Consider the following 19,758-nt stretch of genomic DNA (forward strand, 5'->3'; position numbering starts at 1 on the left):
GTTATACGACGCCGTCAAACATCATCACATCGACTTCATCGCCCACGGCGATGTTGCCCTGGTGGTGGTGCAGCACGATGAGCCCGTTGGCCTCGGCCATCGAGCGCAGCACGCCCGAGCCCTGGCTGCCAGTGGTCTTGACCTGCAGCGAGCCATCCGGCGCGGTTGAAACCCAGCCGCGCTGGTACTCGGTGCGGCCCGGTTTCTTGCGAAGGGCTTCGCGGCTGTGGGCCTTGAGCAGCGGCAACGGTGCGGGTGTTGCGCCCATCATCTGCAGCAGGGCAGGGCGCACAAACGCCAGGAAGGTCACCATCACCGCCACCGGATTGCCGGGCAGGCCAAACAGCACCGCGCCCTTACTTTCATTTTGATAGCTTTCAGCGCCGGCCCCACTTGCGCCAGCGGCCAATTTGAGGCTTGAAATGCGCCCCACCGCCATGGGCCGGCCCGGCCGCATGGCAATGCGCCAAAACGCCACGTCGCCCAACTTTTTCATCATCGCCTTGGTGTAGTCGGCCTCTCCCACGCTCACGCCGCCCGAGGTGATGATGGCGTCGGCCTGCCGGGCCGCGTCGGTGAACGCGGCCTCAAGCAGCGCCGGTTCGTCGCGCACCACGCCCAGGTCGATGACCTGGCAACCCAGTCGGCTGAGCAGGCCGAAGACGGTGTAACGGTTGCTGTCGTACACGGCGCCTTCGCGCGGCGCTTCGCCCAGCGACAAAATTTCATCGCCAGTCGAAAAGTAGGCCACGCGCAGGGGCCGCCAGGTTGTCAGTGTCTTCAGGCCCAAAGAGGCCGCCAGCCCAAGCCGGGCAGGCGTGAGCAGCTCGCCTTTTTGTAGCGCGGGCTGGCCCTGTGCCAGGTCTTCGCCGCGCAGGCGGCGGTTGTCTCCCAGGCGCAGCAGGCCCGCCGGAATCGTAATGGTTTCAACTTCGCCGGTTCGGCGTAACTGGACGAATTCCTGCGGAACCACCGTGTCCAGACCGGCCGGCATGATGGCCCCGGTCATGATCTTGACGCACTGGCCGGGCTGGACGCTGCCCTGCCAGGCCTTGCCGGCCAGCGCCGTGCCAGCGACCTGCAACTCCAGCGCAGCATCCGACGCCAGTTCCGCACCCGAAAATGCAAAACCGTCCATGGCCGAGTTGTCATGCGGCGGCACGTCGAAGGGCGAAACCACATCGGCCGCCAGAACCCGGCCAAGTGCTTCAAACAAGGGCGTCTCGATCGTGTCCTGAACCGGCGTCACCAGCCGGGCCAGAAAATCACGAACGCCGTCGGCGGTCATGGCCTGCGGGTCGTAGCCCTGCAACTGAGCCGCAATCGCGTCGATGGCGTTCACGATTGCTTCGCTTCAAGCTGGTGCAACTCGGCCAGCGTGTTGGCATTGAAAAAGCCATGCGGCGCGTCGCCCGGCTGGTCGAAGGGCACGACGACGGTGTGGTGCTGCGCCGTCCAGGCGTCGATTTTGCGGCCGCCGGCCTGGGTGAAACGGGCCAGGCTTTCTAGCATGTCCACGCCCATCAGGCAAAACACCGGCTGCGGCCGCAACTGGCCGTCTTCTTCACGTGCGGCGGCCACGGCAAAGTCGGCGCCTTCCCGCGCCATGGCGTCGGCCATGCGCGCGACCAGGTCGGCCGGAAACAGCGGCGTGTCGCACGGGACAGTGAGCAGGAAGGGCGTTTCGCAGCGTTCCAGGCCGGTGATGAAGCCGGCCAGCGGCCCCGCATATTCACCCAAAGAGGTTGCGTCGGGCCAGACCGGAACGCCAAAGGATTCGTAGGCAGACAGGTTGCGGTTGGCATTGATCATGATCTCGCCGACCTGGGGCGACAGCCGCATCAAGGTGTGCAGGGCCAGCGGTACGCCGTTGAAGTTTTGCAGCCCCTTGTCCACGCCCCCCATGCGCGATCCGCGTCCCCCCGCCAGGATCACGCCAGTGATGGCTTCGGCATGCAAAGGTGTCTTCATGTTCATGGTCATCCAGTGTTCCTAAAAATGTGCATTATGCGAAGCAGCAAGTGTTGAGGCATTATTTCCCCGCCGGGGCCACAGACGTAGCATCCCCTGGGGGCAGCAGAGTACGCAAAACAACAAGCGCAGAGGCGGCACCTCTTCCCCAGCAGGGGCCGCGGAACTGGCTTTGCCAGGCCGCAGGCGCAGCGCCCCCTCGGGGGGGGGCAGCGAACCACACGCAGTGGGGAGCGTGGGGGCCACACTCACCCGCCGATGTAACTCATCTCAATGCGCTTGGCGCCGCCAGCCGGACTGGCATCGGGCGGCAGTCCGGCGCGCAATTCCGAATACCGATCTGAACGTGCCTGCCAGATCAGCCCGATGGCCGCGGCGATCTGCGCGTCGGCCAGGTTGCCGCGCAACAGGGCGCGCAGGTCATGGCCCTGGCTGGCGAACAGGCACAAAAACAGCTTGCCTTCGGTGGACAGCCGCGCCCGGTTGCATTCGCCGCAAAACGCCTGCGTCACGCTGCTGATCACGCCGACTTCACCGGCGCCGTCAACATACCGCCAGCGCTCGGCGGTTTCACCGCTGTAGTTGGGATTGATGGCGGCCAGGGGAAATTCGGCATGCAGCCGTTCAACCACTTGGCTGGAGGGCATCACCTCGTCCATGCGCCAGCCGTTGGTCGCGCCCACGTCCATGAATTCGATAAACCGCAGCACCGCGCCGGAATGCCGGAAATGCCGAGCCAGCGGCAGGATCTGGCTGTCGTTGGTGCCGCGCTTGACGACCATGTTGACCTTGACCGGCGCCAGGCCGACCTGGTGTGCAACCTCGATGCCCCGGAGCACGTCGGCCACCGGAAAATCGACGTCGTTCATGCCGCGAAAAATCGCGTCGTCCAGTGCATCGAGGCTGACGGTGACGCGCTGCAGGCCGGCGTCCTTCAGCGACTGGGCTTTTCGGGCCAGCAGCGATCCGTTGGTCGTCAGCGTGATGTCCAGCGGCTTGCCCCCGGGCGTTTGCAGCTTTGACAGCATGCCGATCAGCACTTCCAGGTTTTTGCGCAGCAAGGGTTCGCCGCCGGTGAGCCTGATTTTTTCAACCCCGTGGGCGACGAAGATCGTCGCCAGGCGGGTGATTTCCTCGAAGCTCAGCAGCGAGCTTTGCGGCAGGAAGGCGTAGTCCTTGTCGAAAATCTCGCTCGGCATGCAGTAGTTGCAGCGAAAGTTGCAACGGTCGGTCACGCTGATACGCAGGTCGCGCAGCGGCCGGCCCAGCGTGTCGCCGAGCAGGCCGGTCGGCGCTGTCAGGTGGGCCGGAACGGCGGGGATGCGGCTGGCGTAACGCAGGTCTGCCAGGGGAATGATCTTGCGTGGTGTGTCTGTCATGGTCTATAGCCTTGGGGGAGAATTTACCCCATCGATCTGTCCAGCCCGCGCGCTGCCGGCTTTACCCCCGGTGGATATGCGTGATCGGGGCGACGCAGGTCAAGGGCGTGCGTCTTTTTTCTCAGACACAGCGGGCGCCATCCACCTCCAGGCACACGCCGCTGATGAAATCGGCCTCGTCGCTGGCCAGATAGAGCACCGCATTGGCCACGTCCAGCGCCGTAGAAAACCGCCCCAGCGGAATGCTTGACCGAAAGCGCGCCTTGCGGTCCTCATCGAGCGGCCCGCCGGCAAAATCGGCCGACAGGCCGGTGTCGGGGTTGAACACCGGGTTCACGCAGTTGACCCGTATGTTGTCAGGCCCCAGTTCGGCCGCCAGCGACTTCGACGTGGTGATGACCGCGCCCTTGGAGCCGTTGTACCAGCTCAAGCCGGGGCGGGGCCGCACGCCGGCGGTCGAGGCAATGTTGATGAAGCTGCCGCCGCCCTGGCGTCGAAACACCGGCGTGGCGTGGATGGTCGCCAGGTAGATGCTCTTGACGTTGATGGCGTAGCACTTGTCGAAATCGTCCTCGCTCACCTCCAGCGCGGGCTGGTTGCGGTGCGTCCAGCCCGCATTGCTGACCACCACGTCGAGCCGGCCGTAACGCTGGAGGGCCGCATCGACCAGCGCCTTGACCTGGCTTGACTTTGTCACATCGGCGGCAAAAAACGACGCCGTGCCGCCGGCCTTGACGATGGCAGCGACCACCTTTTCGCCCTGCTCGGCGTTGATGTCGTTGACGATGACCTGGGCGCCTTCGGCCGCCAGCCGCCGGGCGATGCCTTCGCCGATACCGCCGCCGGAACCGGTGACGATGATGGATTTGTCCTTGACGCGCATGATGTTGTCTCCGGGTTGTTTACTATTTATTTAATAGCTGGCAGTGCAAGCCAGCTGTGCGCTAGAGGCCTATTTCACTCGTAATTTTTAACTACTCAGCTCCCTCGAAGCTCTTCTCATTCTCTTTTGTCGTTGCGGACTTGATCCGCAATCCATGCCCCCGTTGGGGAAAAGACCTGGATCCCGGGTCGAGCCCGGGATGACGGAAGAGCCAGGGGCCATAAGGACACCTGTCATACGCTTTAACCTGAAAAGCGACCCGAGTAGTTACTGTAATTTATCTTTTTTAAAAGCCTGTTGGCAAGTGTCGGCGACTCAATGGTTTGACGCGCAAGGCTGGCACCGACAGTCTGCAGTTTTTCGCAAGACGGTTGAGCTGGGTCAGCATGGAAAAGAAAACAGGCTGCTGCTCAAGTCGCGCAGTTGTCTAGCCATGCCGCACGGCCACCGTCTTCAGCGTGGTGAACCCGTACAGCGCCTCGAAGCCCTTTTCCCGGCCGTAGCCCGACGACTTCACGCCGCCGAAGGGCAGCTCGACGCCGCCGCCCGCACCGTAGTTGTTGATGAACACCTGGCCGCTCCTGACGCGCCTGGCCATGCGGAACTGGCGCGCGCCGTCGGTGGTCCAGATGCCGGCGGCCAGCCCGAAGCGGGTGGCGTTGGCCAGTTCGACCGCCTCGTCTTCGTCCTTAAACCGCATGGCGCACAGCACGGGCCCAAAAACTTCTTCCTGCATCAGGCGGTGGTTGGCCGGCACGTCGCAGAGCAGCGTGGGCGCCTGGTAAAAGCCGCTGTCCGGCGCTTCATCGACGATCTGGCCCTGCGCCACCATCGGAATGCCGGCGACATGGGCATCGCTCAAAAAATCCCAGACGCGCTGCTGCTGGCTTTGGCGAATCAGCGGACCGACGTCCAGGTCCATGGTCGCCGGGCCGACGCGCAGGGCTTCAAACGCCTGGCCCAGCCGCGCCAGCAAGGGGTCATAGATCGCCTCTGCAATCAGCAGGCGCGAGCCGGCCGAGCAGGTCTGCCCGGCGTTTTGCACGATGCCGTTGATGATGGCGGGAATGGCCGCATCCAGGTCGGCGTCGGCGAACACGATCTGCGGGCTTTTGCCGCCCAGCTCCAGCGTGACCGGGCAATGGCGTTCCGCCGCCATTTGCTGGATCAATGTTCCTATGTTGGGGCTGCCGGTGAAACTGATGTGGTCGATACCGGCGTGGCGGGCCAGCGCGTCGCCCACTTCATGCCCATAGCCGGTCACGATGTTGAGGGCACCGGCCGGAAACCCGGCTTCGGTCGCCAGTTCGGCCACGCGCAGCAGCGACAGGCAGGCGTCTTCGCTGGGCTTGACGACGCAGACATTGCCCGCCGCCAGCGCGCCGCCGACGCTGCGGCCAAAAATCTGCATCGGGTAGTTCCACGGAATGATGTGGCCGGTCACGCCGTGCGGCTCGCGCCAGGTCATCACGCTGTAGCCGTCCAGGTAGGGAATGGTGTCGCCATGCAGCTTGTCGCAGGCACCGGCATAAAACTCGAAGTAGCGGGCCAGCGCCAGCGCGTCGGCCTTGGCCTGCCGGGTCGGCTTGCCGCAGTCGCGCTGCTCGATCAGGGCCAGTTCATCGGCATGCTCGGCCACCTTGACCGACAGGCGCATCAATAGCCGTCCGCGCTCCGTGCCGCTGAGCCGGCACCAGACCAGTTCCAGGCAGTCGCGGGCGCTACGCACCGCCACGTCGATGTCATGCGCCGTGCTGCGCTGGATGTTGTCGAAAACCTGGCCGTCGGAAGGATCAATGACCGCAATGGTCTTGCCGGACAAGGACGGGACGCGGGCGTTGGCAATGTAGTTGAGTTGCATGGAGGTGATTTTGCGTGAATGTGGCGTTGGAGGCCACTTGTCCGCTGAAAACTTCAGCGTGACAGCCATGCCCCGTCGTGTCAAGGGCTGGAAGTTCTACTGCGGCCATCGCCCGTGGAATGGCCAGCGCCGCCTCCCCTGGCAGGCTCAGGGCATCTTGATGCCTGCAGTCTTGATGACCCGTGTCCAGCGCGCTTCCTCGTTCTTGACGAACTCGGTGTAATGCCTGGCACCTTGCACCGGCACGACAAAACCCTGCGATTCCAGTCGCTGCTTCACGGCTGGCGACTCCATCACCTGCACCAGTGCGGCTTCGAGCTTGTCGACGATCGGCTGGGGTGTGCCTTTGGGCGCGGAGATGCCGGACCACGACAGCGCTTCAAAGCCCTTGTAACCGGACTCGGCCACGGTCGGCACGTCGGGGTACAGCGAATTGCGCTGGGCGCTCGACACCGCCAGCGGACGCAGTTTGCCGGCCTTGACATGCTGCAGCGCCACGTCCTGGTTGATGAACATCATCTTGATGGTGCCGCCCAGGATGTCGGTCATCATCGGGCCGCCACCCCGGTACGGAATGCCCAGCATGAAGATGCCGGCGGTCTGCTTGAACTGCTCCATCGCCATGTGGCCCGAGGCGGCCGGGGTGTAGCCGTAGTCGAGCTTGCCGGGGTTGGCCTTGGCGTAGTCGACCAGTTCCTTCACCGTCTTGAACGGCGTGCTGGGATGCACCACGAGCACGTTGGGGCCGGAATGCACCTGCGTGAGGTGGATGAAGTCGGTGTTGGAGTTGTACTTCGGCAAGGGCTCCAGCCCATGCGCCACGGCGTTTTGCCCCACGCCGGTCTGGACCAGGGTGTAGCCGTCAGGCGCGGACTTGGCGCCGCGCTCGGTGCCGATCACGCCGCCGGCGCCGCCGATGTTCTCGACGATGAAGGGCTGTTTGAGGAGCTTGCCGAGTTCTTCGGACACCAGCCGGCCCATCACGTCGCTGGTGCCACCGGCGGGGAAGGGCACGATGATCTTCACCGGTTTGTTGGGGTAGTCGGACTGGGCCAGGGCTGCTCCACCAGATGCTATAAAAACAATAGCTGAACATGCAATAGTGATAAGCGCAAGACGTCTTTTTGACATAAATTTATCTCCTGATGAAGTGTGGTGGCCTGTGGCAGGGAGTAGCGAGGTGATTGACGGCGATTCAGCGTCCCCTGGCCTGGCGCCAGACGGCAAAGTCGTCCTTCGACTGCTGCTGGGTGGGCGGGTACAGGCCAATGATGGACCGGCCCTTGAGGACTTGTTCGGTCACGAAATCCTCAAAGGCCGTCATTTCCACCGCTTCGTCCGCAACCTCGTCGGCCAGGTGCGCTGGAATCACGAACACGCCTTCCTGGTCGCCGACGATCACGTCGCCAGGAAACACCGCTACGTCGCCGCAACCAATCGGCACGTTGATGTCCAGCGCCTGGTGCAGCGTCAGGTTGGTGGGGGCAGAAGGGCGCTGGTGGTAGGTCGGGAAGGGCAGCACCGCCAGTTCGGGCGAGTCGCGAAAACCGCCGTCGGTGACGATGCCGGCGGCGCCGCGCACCATCAGGCGCGAGATCAAAATCGAGCCGGCCGAGGCGGCACGGGCGTCCTTGCGGCTGTCAATCACCAGGACCGCCCCTTCGGGGCACTGCTCGACGGCCACGCGCTGCGGATGCTTGGGATCCTGGAACACGCTGATCGGGTTCAGGTCTTCGCGCGCCGGAATGTAGCGCAGCGTGAAGGCTTCGCCGACCATGGTCGGCAGGCTGGGATTGATGGGGTGCACGTCCTGGATGAACTGGTTGCGCAGGCCGCGCTTGAACAGGGCCGTGCACAGCGTGGCGGTGCTGACGGTCTTGAGCTTGTCGCGGGTGGCGGGATTAAGAGCCATGGAAATGTTTTTCGCTTTCAGTAAATGTCGGGCTCGCCAATAGGCGCGCCGAACGAAGTTTCAAGAAAATCAAAATCGCAGCCAGTGTCGGCCTGCTGGATGTGGCGCGCGCTCATCCAGCCGTAGCCGCGCTCGAAGCGCTTGGGCGGCGGCGTCCAGGCGGCGCGGCGCTGCGCCAGTTCGTCATCGCTGACTTCCAGGTGAATGCGCCGGCCCGGCACATCGACCGTGATCAAGTCGCCGGTCTTGACGAGCGCCAGCGGACCGCCGATGTAAGCCTCGGGCGCAACGTGCAGGATGCAGGCGCCGTAGCTGGTGCCGCTCATGCGGGCGTCCGAGATGCGCAGCATGTCCTTCACGCCTTGCTTGACCAGCTTCAGAGGGATCGGCAGCATGCCCCATTCCGGCATGCCGGGGCCGCCTTGGGGTCCGGCGTTGCGCAAGATCAGGACGTGGTCGGCGGTCACGTCCAGGTTTTCGTCGTCCACGGCGGCTTTCATCGACGGATAGTCGTCGAACACCAGCGCCGGACCGGTGTGCTGGAAATAGCGCGGTGCGCAAGCGCTGGGCTTGATGACGCAGCCATCGGGCGCCAGGTTGCCGCGCAGCACGGCCAGCGCGCCTTCGGCATAAATCGGGTTATCCAGCGGGCGGATCACGTCGGGGTTGTAGACCTCGGCGCCGACCAGGTTCACGCCCAGCGGCTGGCCGGTCACGGTCAGGGCGTCGAGCTTGAGGTGGTCTTTCAGCACGCTCATCATGCCGAGCATGCCGCCGGCGTAGTAAAAGTCTTCCATCAGGTAGGTGTCGCCGCTCGGCCGGATGTTGGCAATCACCGGCACCTTGCGGCTGGCGGCATCGAAGTCGTCCAGGCCCACGGCGCAGTGCTCGCCGGCGCGGCGCGACATGGCCACCAGGTGAATGATGGCGTTGGTCGAGCAGCCCATGGCCATGGCGACGGTGATGGCGTTCTCGAACGAGGCCCGCGACAGCATTTTGGCTGGCGTCAGGTCTTCCCAGACCATGCCGACAATGCGCCGGCCACATTCGGTCGCCATGCGGATGTGGTTGGAATCGACCGCCGGGATCGACGACGCGCCGGGCAGCGTCAAGCCCATCGCCTCGGCAATGCCGGTCATGGTGCTGGCCGTGCCCATCGTCATGCAGTGGCCATGGCTGCGGGCAATGCCGCCTTCGACTTCCAGCCACTGGGCCTTGTTGATCTTGCCGGCGCGGCGTTCGTCCCAGTATTTCCAGGTGTCCGAACCGGAGCCGAGAACCTTGCCCTTGACGTTGCCACGCAGCATCGGGCCGGCCGGCATGTAGATGAAGGGCGCGCCGGCGCTCAGCGCGCCCAGCACCAGCCCGGGCGTGGTCTTGTCGCAGCCGCCCATCAGCACCGCGCCATCAATCGGGTGGCTGCGCAGCAATTCCTCGACGTCCATGGCCAGCAGGTTGCGGTAGAGCATGGTGGTCGGCTTGACCAGCGACTCGGACAGCGACAGCGCCGGCAGTTCCAGCGGGAAGCCGCCGGCCTGCAGCACGCCGCGCTTCACGTCTTCCACGCGCTGCTTGAAGTGGCCGTGGCAGGTGCCGATGTCGCTCCAGGTGTTCAGGATGGCAATCACCGGCTTGCCTTCCCAGTCCTCGGGGCCGTAGCCCAGCTGCATCACCCGCGAACGGTGGCCGAAGGAGCGCACATCGTCCGGGGCAAACCAGCGCGCGCTGCGCAGTTCTTCATAAGTCTTTTGGGTCATCAGAAGGGCGTGGGGTTCAGGAATAGTGAAAATTAAAGCACTAATATATTAGTGTGTCAATGCTATCATTTGTCCTGGCCACGACTTCTCCACCCGTAAAGACCGCATGACTGCTCTCGCGAATATTGCGCCGCTCAAGCTGGACCGCACCCGCCAGTCGGCGCCCCAGGTGTTCGAAGCCCTGCGGGAACTGATCGTCTCCGTCCAGCTGGAACCCGGAACGGTGTTGCAACGCGCGGAGCTGGCGGAACACTTCGGCATCAGCCAGACGCCGATTCGCGATGCCCTGTTGCGTCTGGGCGAAGAGCAGTTGATCGACATTTTTCCGCAACATGCCACGGTGGTCAGCCGGATCGACCTGACGGCGGCATTGCAGGCGCATTTCCTGCGGCGGGCGATTGAACTGGAAATCCTGGCAACGCTGTGTGAACTGCCCGATGCGGCACACCGCGAATTGATGCAGCGCCTGAACATGCACCTGGCCGTGCAGGAAGCCGCACTGAACCCGCTGGACGTTCCAGAACTGGCCCTGGCTGACCAGGCGTTTCACCAGGAAATGTACGAAGCGGCCCGTGTGGGGCCGCTGTGGGCGCTGGTGCGCAGGCAAAGCGGGCATGTGGACCGGCTGCGCCGGCTGAACCTGCCAGTCGACGGCAAGCCCCGGGCGATCGTTCGGGACCACCATGCGATCGTTGAAGCCATTGCGCGCAAGGATGCGCAGGCGGCGCAACAAGCCTTGCGCCGGCACCTGGCCGGAACACTGGCCTTTGTCGAAGACATCGGGCAGCGATTTCCGCAATGGATCGTTTAGCCCGCTCCTGGTCGCGCAGGGTGCTTACTGTGCTGCGCGTTGCAGCACGAACTCGGCAAGCAATGGGTCGTCCAGATGGGTGCCGGCGGCGGTCTTCGACAGAAAACCGCCGCGCTTCAGTTTCTCGATGGATGACCTGACCCGGGAGATTGTCGGCTTCGAACCGGGGATGGCCGCCAGCGCTTGAAGCGTCGCCTGGCTCAAGGGCGGCTCGCCTCTGGCAATCACTTCCAACACCCCCTGGTCGAAGGCATCGACCGAACTCAGCAGCGCCCGCCAGACGGCGACCTGGTGGTCGCTCGTCATGTAGTTCCGCAGTCCCTGCGAGACATCGGTCACGCCTTCTGCCGACATCGCCTTGACCACATCGCGCATCAGCGCCGGCTTGAAGCCAATTTTGCTGAAACCATGGCGCAAGTCGGCCAGCGCCAGCGCTTTCCCCGGATGCACCGTGCTGAAATGGTCTGCCAGCAGGCGCAGGAATGCATCGTCCAGAAAAGGGAAATCAATGATTTGCGCAAACTGGTACATCGGCGCGCCTGCGGTATTCATCAGCCGCGCCAGCCCTTCTTGCGAGGAACCGGTAAAGACGGCGCGCACCTCCCCGCGACGCTTGTGCAGGACGGCCCGCAGGGAGGCCACCAGCGTCACGCCATCGGCCGCCTCGCCCAGGGTTTGCACCTCGTCAAGCATCAACAGGATCTGGCCCTTGTGCCGCGCGGCCAGCCGGGTGACCAGCGCATCCAGGCGAAGCGCCGGCGATTCCGGCAAGGCCCGGCGCTGCGGTTCTTCGCCCAGGTCAATGCTGGCCCCCAGGAGGCCGATTTTCTTCACCGGCGTTCTGGCCAGCTTTGCGGCACGGCTGGCGGGCACCTGCAAATCGTCCAGCGCTTCTTCCAGCGCATGGTTCAGCGCTTCGATCGGGGCTGTCTTGTGCAGCCACAGGTCGGCGTACACCGGCAGCATTCCCGCGTCCCTTGCACCGGGCGCCAGGTCGTGGTCCAGAAAGAAGGTCTTGCCAACGCGCCGGGGTGCAAACAGGGCCAGCGGACGGCCTGGCTGGGCGGCCAGCAAGGCCAGGTAGGCCTGTGCCAGGGCCGGGCGCCGGACTTCAAGGTCGTCGAAGGTTTTCATCGCCTGATTGTCGTCAATTGTCGTAAAAATCGCAATTGCTGCAAAGAGCACAGCAAGCGGCAACGACGGACAAAGCAACCACCCGCCGAAGCGGGTGGTTGCAAGTTGAATTCGCACCCTCTGTGCGCAAAGAAAAACCCTATCGAGAAGCCGCTGGTGCCGGCATGCTGGCCGCAGGCGTTGGAATGGCTGCGGCAGCCGGGGCACGTGCGGGCGCCGGTGCGGGCATCCCTGGCGCAACCGGCGTCATCACCGGCGCGGCAGGGCCGCTGAACGCCGTGGGCGCCTGCACCGCCATGGGCGGCGCTGCGTGTACCTCGACGCCGTGGAATTTCATCATCAGCGGCACGATCAACAGCGCCACGATGTTGATGATCTTGATCAGCGGGTTGATGGCCGGGCCGGCCGTGTCCTTGTACGGGTCGCCGACGGTGTCGCCGGTCACGGCTGCCTTGTGCGCTTCGCTTCCCTTGCCGCCGTGGTGGCCGTCTTCAATGTATTTTTTGGCGTTGTCCCAGGCGCCGCCGCCGGTGCACATCGAAATCGCCACGAACAGGCCGGTGACGATGGTGCCCATCAGCAGGCCGCCCAGCGCCTTGGGGCCGAGCAGCAGGCCGACCAGGATCGGCACGATGACGGGCAGCAGCGAGGGAATGATCATTTCCTTGATCGCTGCCGTGGTCAGCATGTCCACCGCGCGGCCGTATTCAGGTTTGGCCGTGCCTTCCATGATGCCGGGGATTTCCTTGAACTGGCGGCGCACTTCCACCACCACGGCACCGGCGGCGCGGCCCACGGCTTCCATCGCCATGGCGCCGAACAGGTAGGGAATCAAGCCGCCGATGAACAGGCCGACGATGACCATCGGGTCACTCAAGTCAAAGCTGATGGCGCGGCCATAGCTTTCCAGCTTGTGGGTGTAGTCGGCAAACAGCACCAGCGCGGCCAGACCGGCTGAGCCAATCGCGTAGCCTTTTGTGACGGCCTTGGTGGTGTTGCCCACGGCGTCGAGCGGGTCGGTCACGGCGCGCACTTCGGGCGGCATGTCGGCCATTTCGGCAATGCCGCCGGCGTTGTCGGTGATGGGGCCATAGGCGTCCAGCGCCACCACGATGCCGGCCATGCTGAGCATCGAAGTCGCAGCAATCGCAATCCCGTACAGCCCGGCCAGGTTGTACGACACCAAAATGGCGATGCAGACAAAGATCACCGGCCAGGCGGTCGAGCGCATCGACACGCCCAGGCCGGCAATGATGTTGGTGCCGTGGCCGGTGGTTGACGCCTGCGCAATGTGCTTGACCGGCGCGTACTGCGTGCCGGTGTAGTACTCGGTCACCCAGACCAGGCACGCGGTCAGCACCAGGCCGACGGCACAGGCGCCGAACAACTTCATTTGGCTGCCACTGGCATAAATGGCGTCGTCGGGCATCAGCCAGGTCGTGACGAAGTAAAACGCCACCAGCGAAAGCAAGCCCGCCACGGCCAGGCCCTTGTAAAGGGCAGGCATGACGTTGGTCATGCCCGGCGATGCCTTGACGAAAAAGCAGCCGACGATGGACGCGATGATCGACACCGCGCCCAGCGCCAGCGGGTACAGCACGGCGTTGACCGGGGCGGCGGCCACCAGCAGCGCGCCCAGCACCATGGTGGCAATCAGCGTCACCGCATAGGTCTCGAACAGGTCGGCCGCCATGCCGGCGCAGTCGCCCACGTTGTCGCCGACGTTGTCGGCAATCACGGCCGGGTTGCGCGGGTCGTCTTCGGGAATGCCGGCCTCGACCTTGCCGACCAGGTCGGCGCCCACATCAGCGCCCTTGGTGAAGATGCCGCCGCCCAGCCGCGCAAAGATCGAGATCAGCGACGAGCCAAAGGCAAAGCCGATCAGCGGGTTGAGCAGGTCGGCCAGTTTGCTGGTGGGCAGGTAGTTGCCGTTGCCGACCAGAAACCAGAAAAAACCGGTCACGCCCAGCAGCCCCAGGCCGACCACCAGCATGCCGGTGATGGCGCCGCCGCGAAAGGCCACGTCGAGCGCCGGGCCAATGCCGCGCGTGGCGGCCTGCGCGGTCCGCACATTGGCCCGCACCGAGACATTCATGCCGATGAAGCCGCAGGCACCCGACAACAGGGCGCCGACCACGAAGCCGATGGCGGTCTTGCTGTCAAGAAACACCCCGATCAGCACCGCCAGGATGACGCCGACGATGGCAATGGTCTTGTACTGCCGGGCCAGATAGGCGGCAGCGCCCGTCTGGATGGCGGCCGAGATCTCCTGCATTCGCGCGTTGCCCGCGTCCTGCGAAAGAATCCAGCTTCTCGCCCAAAAGCCGTATCCCACGGCAATGAGCCCGCAAACCAGCGCAAGAATGAGCGCGGCTGAGTGACCTGTCATAAATACCTCCGACCTTGTTTTTTTGCCTTGATGGGTGCCACGCAAGCGGACCCCCGCTGCGTTGCTTCCTCGTGGCTCGCGTGCAAGGCGATGGGACGATTGGCCAACTCAGGGAAATTAAACGCGAAAACACCAGCCGTTGGCAACCCGTAAGGTCGGCATCAGTAAAATGCGGGCAAATAACCGTTTGTCAGCCCGCGAGGCCTGCCCCCGCGACAAGCGGCTGTCGGGCAAGCTGAGCGCAGCGGCCAGACAGGCCGTTTTTCATCAATGTGTTTTCATCAACTCCAAAGCGACCATGTCCCTAGATAAAGTTACACCCGGCAAAAACGCTCCCGACGCCTTCAACGTGATCATCGAAATCCCGATGAACTCCGATCCGGTGAAGTACGAGGTCGACAAGGAGTCTGGCGCCATTTTCGTGGACCGCTTCATGAGCACCGCCATGCATTACCCGTGCAACTACGGCTACGTGCCCCAGACCCTGAGCGGCGACGGCGATCCGGTCGATGTGCTGGTGATCACACCGGTGCCGCTGATTTCCGGCGTGGTGGTGACTTGCCGCGTCATCGGCATCCTGAAGATGACCGACGAAGCCGGCGAAGACGGCAAGGTGCTGGCCGTGCCCATCGACAAGAAATGCTCGCTGTACAGCCACTGGCAAAAGCCCGAGGACATGAACCCGCTGCGCCTGAAAACCATCGCCCATTTCTTTGAGCACTACAAAGACCTGGAAGAAGGCAAATGGGTCAAGATTTCAGGCTGGGAAGGCCCGGAAGCCGCAAAGAAAGAAATCACCGACGGCATGGCCAACTACGCCAAGGAACAGCAGGCGGAGTGATTTTTTATTGATTTGAGGTTTTTATGCGCTTAGCGCAAGTCCTGTATGGATAGTTTGCTATAAAAATAATAGTAAATGACAAAATCGGCGTTGCATGAAAAAAGCGCCTCCCGTTAAGTCGGGAGGCGCTTTTTGCATGCCCGGTGGATGCGAGCGGTGTGCCAATCCTCCCGCTGGGGCTGTCCTGCGCTGTCTGGTCCCTCTGTCCTGATGCTGTTGGCGGTTTGAATAAGGGATCAATTCAGGCATGACGACCGCTGAAAGTCAAAGACGCCGGATATGCCGGTTTTTTTGTCGGTTGGACAGATCGGCGAGGTCGGGAACCGGTCATTTTTGCTGGTCAGGATCAATAATGACACATGTGATGGAACGTCAGCCTGGAAAGCTTTTATGTCAGCATCCGGCCGTATTATCAAATTTCATTTACCCAGACAGACTGGTACTTCAGCATGGCAGACCCGCGCGACGCTTCCCTTTACCCTGAAAACACCGATGGCTTGGCCAAAAGCACTCTCAACTTTCCCGTGGTGGGCATCGGTGCATCGGCCGGGGGCCTGCAGGCCCTGCTGCGTTTCTTCGAGCAGATGCCCGCTGCCAATGGCATGGCCTTTGTCATCATTCTCCATTTGTCGCCGGAACATGAAAGCAATGTGGCCCAGATACTGCAGCGCGTTGCCAGCATGCCGGTCATGCAGGTGAATGCGCCGACCGCCATCCAAGCCAACCATGTGTACGTGATACCGCCCACGCACGACCTGGAAATGAACGACGGACACCTGCAACTGTCCAGCCACTCGCGCGTGCGGGGTGCGCACCTGGCCATCGACCTGTTTTTCCGTACCCTGGCCGAGGTTCACCAGGAAAGGGCGATTGCCGTCGTGATGTCCGGTACCGGCAACGACGGCGCCGCTGGTCTGGCGCGGGTCAAGGAAGCGGGCGGTGTCACGTTGGTGCAACAACCCGGGGATGCCGAATATGACGGCATGCCCAAAGCCGCGATTGCCACCGGCATGGTCGACTTCGTCACAACGGCGGCTGAAATGCCGCAGCGACTCCAGGAACTCTGGGCCAATGCCTCCCGCATCAGCCTGCCCCAGAAAGACGGTCCGTCGCTACGGGCTGCGGTTGCCGACACCGATGAGGCCGCCCGCCTTGCCGAAGACGCCCTGCGCGACATCATGTCGGCGCTGAGCACCTACTCCAAAAATGATTTCCGGCAGTACAAACGGGCCACGGTTCTGCGCCGCATTGGACGCCGGCTGCAGGTCAATGGCGTACCGGACCTGCCAGCCTATCGTGATTTCCTGCGCGCGCACCCTGAAGAGGTCAAGCTGCTGCTCCAGGACATGCTGATCAGCGTCACAAACTTTTTTCGCGATCCGGCGGCCTTCGAAGCGCTTGAACGCGATGTGCTCCCGGCGCTGCTGGCCCATCGTTCGCCAGACGAGGCCGTGCGCGTCTGGGTGGCGGGCTGTGCCACGGGTGAGGAAGCCTATTCGGTGGCCATCTTGCTCAGGGAGCAGATGGAACTGCACCACTGCACGTCCGAGCTGCAGATTTTTGCCACGGACATTGATGAAAGGGCGGTCAATGTCGGCCGCAACGCACTGTATCCGGTATCGATTGCCACCGATGTGTCGCCTGGCAGACTGAAAAAGTTTTTCAACCCCGAAAAAGAGCAGTTCAGGGTGGTCAAGCAGATGCGCGAAAAGTTGCTGTTTGCCCATCACAACGTGCTGCGCGATCCGCCTTTTTCCCGCGTTGACCTGATTTGCTGCCGCAACCTGCTGATCTACCTGGACAAGTCGGCCCAGTCCAGTGTTCTGGAAACCTTTCGCTTTGCGCTTAAGCCTGAAGGATTCCTGTTTCTGGGCACTTCGGAGTCTGTCGAGGCAGCGAACAAGCTCTACACCGTGTTTGACAAAAAGAGCCGGTTTTTCAAGGTCAATCCGAATGGCAGTTCCATCCGCCATTTTCTGCTCGCCAGGGAACAGCCCAGTGATCGGACGGTTTTCAGTCATCGGGGGCCTGACCGGCGTGCGCCCAAGCCGGCTTCTTTTGGGGAACTGCACCACAAGCTGATTGACCAGGTTGTCCTGCCCAGTGTGCTGATCGATAGCCAGCACAATATTTTGCACCTGTCGGAGAATGTCGGGAAATTCCTGCTGCCGGGCAGCGGCACGCCATCAGTCAATCTTCTTGACAACACCCAAGCCGAGTTGCGCACCGAATTGCGCACGGCGCTCTACCAGGCCATGCATACCGGCAAGCCGGTCAGGACGCATGCCGTTCCGGTGCGCCGCGGAAACAGCATGATCCTGGTGGAAATGAGCGTGCATTCTTTCGGTGAAGTTGACACTGATTCAGCGCTGGCGCTGGTAATGTTTGAAGAGGTGCCTGAAAAACCACCGGCTCTTTCGCCCGGCAATCCCGGGCAGGCACACCAGGTGTTGATCGAGCAGCTGGAAACCGAGATCAGGCAGCTCAAGAAAAATCTTAATCAAATTATTGAGCAGACCGAGATATCGACCGAAGAACTCATGTCCTCGAACGAGGAGCAGCAGACCGTCAATGAAGAACTTCGCTCGGCCACTGAAGAACTGGAAACCAGCAAGGAGGAACTCCAGTCGATCAATGAGGAGCTGACCACCGTCAATTTCGAACTGAAAGTCAAGGTCGATGAAACCAGCATGATGAACGACGACCTGCAAAACTTGATTGCATCGTCGGACATTGCCACGATATTTGTCGATCGCAGCCTGCACATCAAGCGCTTCACCCCACAGGCAACCCGCATCTTCAACCTGATCGAGTCCGACATCAACCGCCCCTTGATGGACATCACCCACAAGCTCTGCTATGCGTCGCTGGCAAACGATGCAGCCGGAATGCTCAAGACGCTGAACCCGATCGAGCGGCCGGTCAGCAGCAGCGACGGCAGGCATTACCTGGCCGGTATTCGCCCCTACCGCACGATAGATGACCACATCGATGGCGTGGTACTGACCTTTGTGGATGTCACCGAATTGCGCAAGGCCGAGGAAAAGCTGCGCGCCGGCGAGGAACGGCTTCGGATTGCCGCTGAAACCACCAAGGACTATGCCATTTTGACCATTGACGAGGAGGGCACCATCACCAGCTGGAACGTCGGTGCCCAGCGCAATTTCGGCTACATGCCGCACGAGATCGTAGGTCAGCCGTTCTTCACCATTTTCACTCCCGAAGACCGTGCCGCCGGGGTGCCGGAGGACGAGTTGCGCGGCGCGCGCGAGGAAGGCCGCAGCATGGACGAACGCTGGCACCTGCGCAAGGACGGCAGCACCTTTTTTTGCTGCGGCGTGGTCACCCGGCTGGAGGGCAAGGCCGGCGGTTATGCCAAGATTGCCAGAGACATGACCGAAAGCCGGTCGCAGCAGGTGAGCCGTGACGAGTTGCTGGCCATGGAAAAGCAGGCCAACGAACTCAAGGACCAGTTTTTGGCCGTCATGTCGCATGAACTCAAGCATCCGTTGAACCTGATCCAGGTCAACACCGAGTTGCTGCTGAGCCATCCCGAGGTGCGCGCGCTTCCCGAAGTGGCGCGGGCCGGCGAAACCATTCGCAGCGCCGTGGTCAGCCAGACCAAGATCATTGATGACCTGCTGGACCTGTCGCGTGCCCGTACCGGCAAGCTGACACTGCGGCTGGCGCCGGTCGACTTGGCTGAAATGGCCACTTCGATTGCCGCCGCTGCGCGCGAAGCCGCCAGCAAGAAAAGCCTGACGCTGAATTACGAATACAGTGAAAAGGAACTGGTGGCCCTGTGCGACCGCGTCCGAACGGAGCAGGTCCTGTGGAACCTGATCAACAACGCCATCAAGTTCACGCCTGCCGGGGGAATAATCACCGTGCGGCTGGGCCGCGACGGCACATTTGCCACCGTGAGTGTGGTCGACACCGGCCAGGGCATCGACCCGGCGTTCCTGCCGCACATCTTTGGCATGTTCATTCAGGCGCCTGACCAAAAAATCTACAACACCAACACCGGCCTGGGCGTGGGCCTGACGCTGGTGCGCGACCTGACGGTGGCGCAGGGCGGCAAGGTGCTGGCCGATTCGGAAGGCATTGGCAAGGGCACGTGCTTCACCATCTGGCTGCCGTTGGCGCAAACCAGGGTGCAGGATAAAAAAGCCGGACTGCCCAGCGCAAACCTCAAGGGGCTCAGGATTCTGGTGGTCGATGACATGATCGACCTGCTGCAGCCCTTCTCTGCATTGCTGCGTCTGGAAGGTGCTGACGTGGACATGGCCACCAGCGGCCAGCAGGCGCTGGAAATGCTGGAAAAAAACAGCTACGACCTGCTGATTTCGGACTTGGGCATGCCCTACATGGACGGCTACGAGCTGATCCGCAAAATACGCAAGAGCCCGGACTGGCGCAGCCTCAAGGCGATTGCGCTCAGCGGTTATGGCCGGCAGGTGGACACCGTGCGGGCCTTGCAAAGTGGCTTCAATGCCCATTTGTCGAAACCCGCCACAGTCGCGCACATCTGCCAGAGCATTGCGCAACTGGTTCCCAACAAGCTGGCTTGATGCTTGCCTTGCGCCTTGGCCGAGCGGCTCGTGTCAGGCTGGCTGCGGCGCTGTGTGTTGAGGGCAGCAAAACCGTCAGCGTGTCATGCGCCAGGGCTGGTGGTTTCTGGCACTGCTCATAAAGCGGCAGCGGGGTAACCGCTGATTACAAATTCCCTTGCTCCAAAGCCCCGGAGCGGATTTTGATTTGATACAAACAGTTCAGCTGATTTTCCAGGAAAACTGCATCGGCAGCCACCTGCTTTATTC

General features: G+C 62.5%; 13 protein-coding genes. 3 read left to right on the top strand and 10 right to left on the bottom strand.

Annotated elements, in window-relative coordinates; genetic code table 11:
• Window position 1 precedes the first annotated feature (1 nt).
• The 8 genes from glp to araD form a co-directional block, all read right to left on the bottom strand.
• Window positions 2-1,342 (bottom strand): gephyrin-like molybdotransferase Glp, encoded by a 1,341-nt coding sequence (gene glp, locus IWX85_RS04025; protein ID WP_196868829.1) that lies wholly within the window; start codon window positions 1,340-1,342, stop codon window positions 2-4.
• Window positions 1,339-1,983: a molybdenum cofactor guanylyltransferase MobA gene (gene mobA, locus IWX85_RS04030; protein WP_196868830.1), complete on the bottom strand. Its 645-nt coding sequence runs from the start codon at window positions 1,981-1,983 to the stop codon at window positions 1,339-1,341. The genes glp and mobA overlap by 4 nt, the downstream gene beginning before the upstream one ends.
• A gap of 236 nt (window positions 1,984-2,219) precedes the next feature.
• Window positions 2,220-3,350, bottom strand: coding sequence for a GTP 3',8-cyclase MoaA (gene moaA, locus IWX85_RS04035; protein WP_196868831.1), 1,131 nt, complete (start codon window positions 3,348-3,350; stop codon window positions 2,220-2,222).
• Between the two features lie 121 nt (window positions 3,351-3,471).
• Window positions 3,472-4,233, bottom strand: a complete 762-nt coding sequence (locus IWX85_RS04040; protein WP_036811522.1) for an SDR family oxidoreductase — start codon at window positions 4,231-4,233, stop codon at window positions 3,472-3,474.
• A gap of 427 nt (window positions 4,234-4,660) precedes the next feature.
• Entirely contained in the window at window positions 4,661-6,094 is a 1,434-nt protein-coding gene (locus tag IWX85_RS04045) for an aldehyde dehydrogenase family protein (protein ID WP_036814006.1), read from the bottom strand.
• A gap of 147 nt (window positions 6,095-6,241) precedes the next feature.
• Complete coding sequence (locus IWX85_RS04050; RefSeq protein WP_196868832.1) at window positions 6,242-7,225, bottom strand: tripartite tricarboxylate transporter substrate binding protein; 984 nt, start codon at window positions 7,223-7,225, stop codon at window positions 6,242-6,244.
• Between the two features lie 64 nt (window positions 7,226-7,289).
• The gene (locus IWX85_RS04055) at window positions 7,290-8,006 is read right to left on the bottom strand and encodes a ribonuclease activity regulator RraA (protein WP_196868833.1); all 717 of its coding nucleotides are present in this window, start codon (window positions 8,004-8,006) and stop codon (window positions 7,290-7,292) included.
• A gap of 17 nt (window positions 8,007-8,023) precedes the next feature.
• Complete coding sequence (gene araD, locus IWX85_RS04060) at window positions 8,024-9,763, bottom strand: L-arabinonate dehydratase (RefSeq protein WP_196868834.1); 1,740 nt, start codon at window positions 9,761-9,763, stop codon at window positions 8,024-8,026.
• Between the two features lie 106 nt (window positions 9,764-9,869).
• Between araD and IWX85_RS04065 the strand changes: the two genes are divergently transcribed.
• Window positions 9,870-10,574 carry a GntR family transcriptional regulator gene (locus IWX85_RS04065; RefSeq protein ID WP_036811531.1) on the top strand — a complete coding sequence of 235 codons (705 nt, stop codon included), beginning with the start codon at window positions 9,870-9,872 and terminating at the stop codon, window positions 10,572-10,574.
• Between the two features lie 24 nt (window positions 10,575-10,598).
• On the opposite strand, the gene IWX85_RS04070 is transcribed toward IWX85_RS04065, so the two are convergent.
• Both IWX85_RS04070 and IWX85_RS04075 read right to left on the bottom strand, forming a co-directional pair.
• Window positions 10,599-11,708 (bottom strand): hypothetical protein, encoded by a 1,110-nt coding sequence (locus tag IWX85_RS04070; RefSeq protein WP_196868835.1) that lies wholly within the window; start codon window positions 11,706-11,708, stop codon window positions 10,599-10,601.
• Window positions 11,709-11,847: 139 nt separating this feature from the next.
• Window positions 11,848-14,097 carry a sodium-translocating pyrophosphatase gene (locus tag IWX85_RS04075; RefSeq protein ID WP_196868836.1) on the bottom strand — a complete coding sequence of 750 codons (2,250 nt, stop codon included), beginning with the start codon at window positions 14,095-14,097 and terminating at the stop codon, window positions 11,848-11,850.
• Window positions 14,098-14,395: 298 nt separating this feature from the next.
• On the opposite strand from IWX85_RS04075, the gene ppa reads away from it, so the two are divergent.
• Both ppa and IWX85_RS04085 read left to right on the top strand, forming a co-directional pair.
• Complete coding sequence (ppa, locus tag IWX85_RS04080; protein WP_036814011.1) at window positions 14,396-14,938, top strand: inorganic diphosphatase; 543 nt, start codon at window positions 14,396-14,398, stop codon at window positions 14,936-14,938.
• Window positions 14,939-15,387: 449 nt separating this feature from the next.
• A complete protein-coding gene (locus IWX85_RS04085) occupies window positions 15,388-19,509 on the top strand; it encodes a chemotaxis protein CheB (RefSeq protein WP_196868837.1) in 4,122 nt (1,373 codons plus the stop codon).
• Window positions 19,510-19,758 lie beyond the last annotated feature (249 nt).

Origin of the sequence: Polaromonas sp. CG_9.11 (genome assembly GCF_015752225.1) — a bacterium.
Taxonomy (GTDB): Bacteria; Pseudomonadota; Gammaproteobacteria; order Burkholderiales; family Burkholderiaceae_C; genus Polaromonas.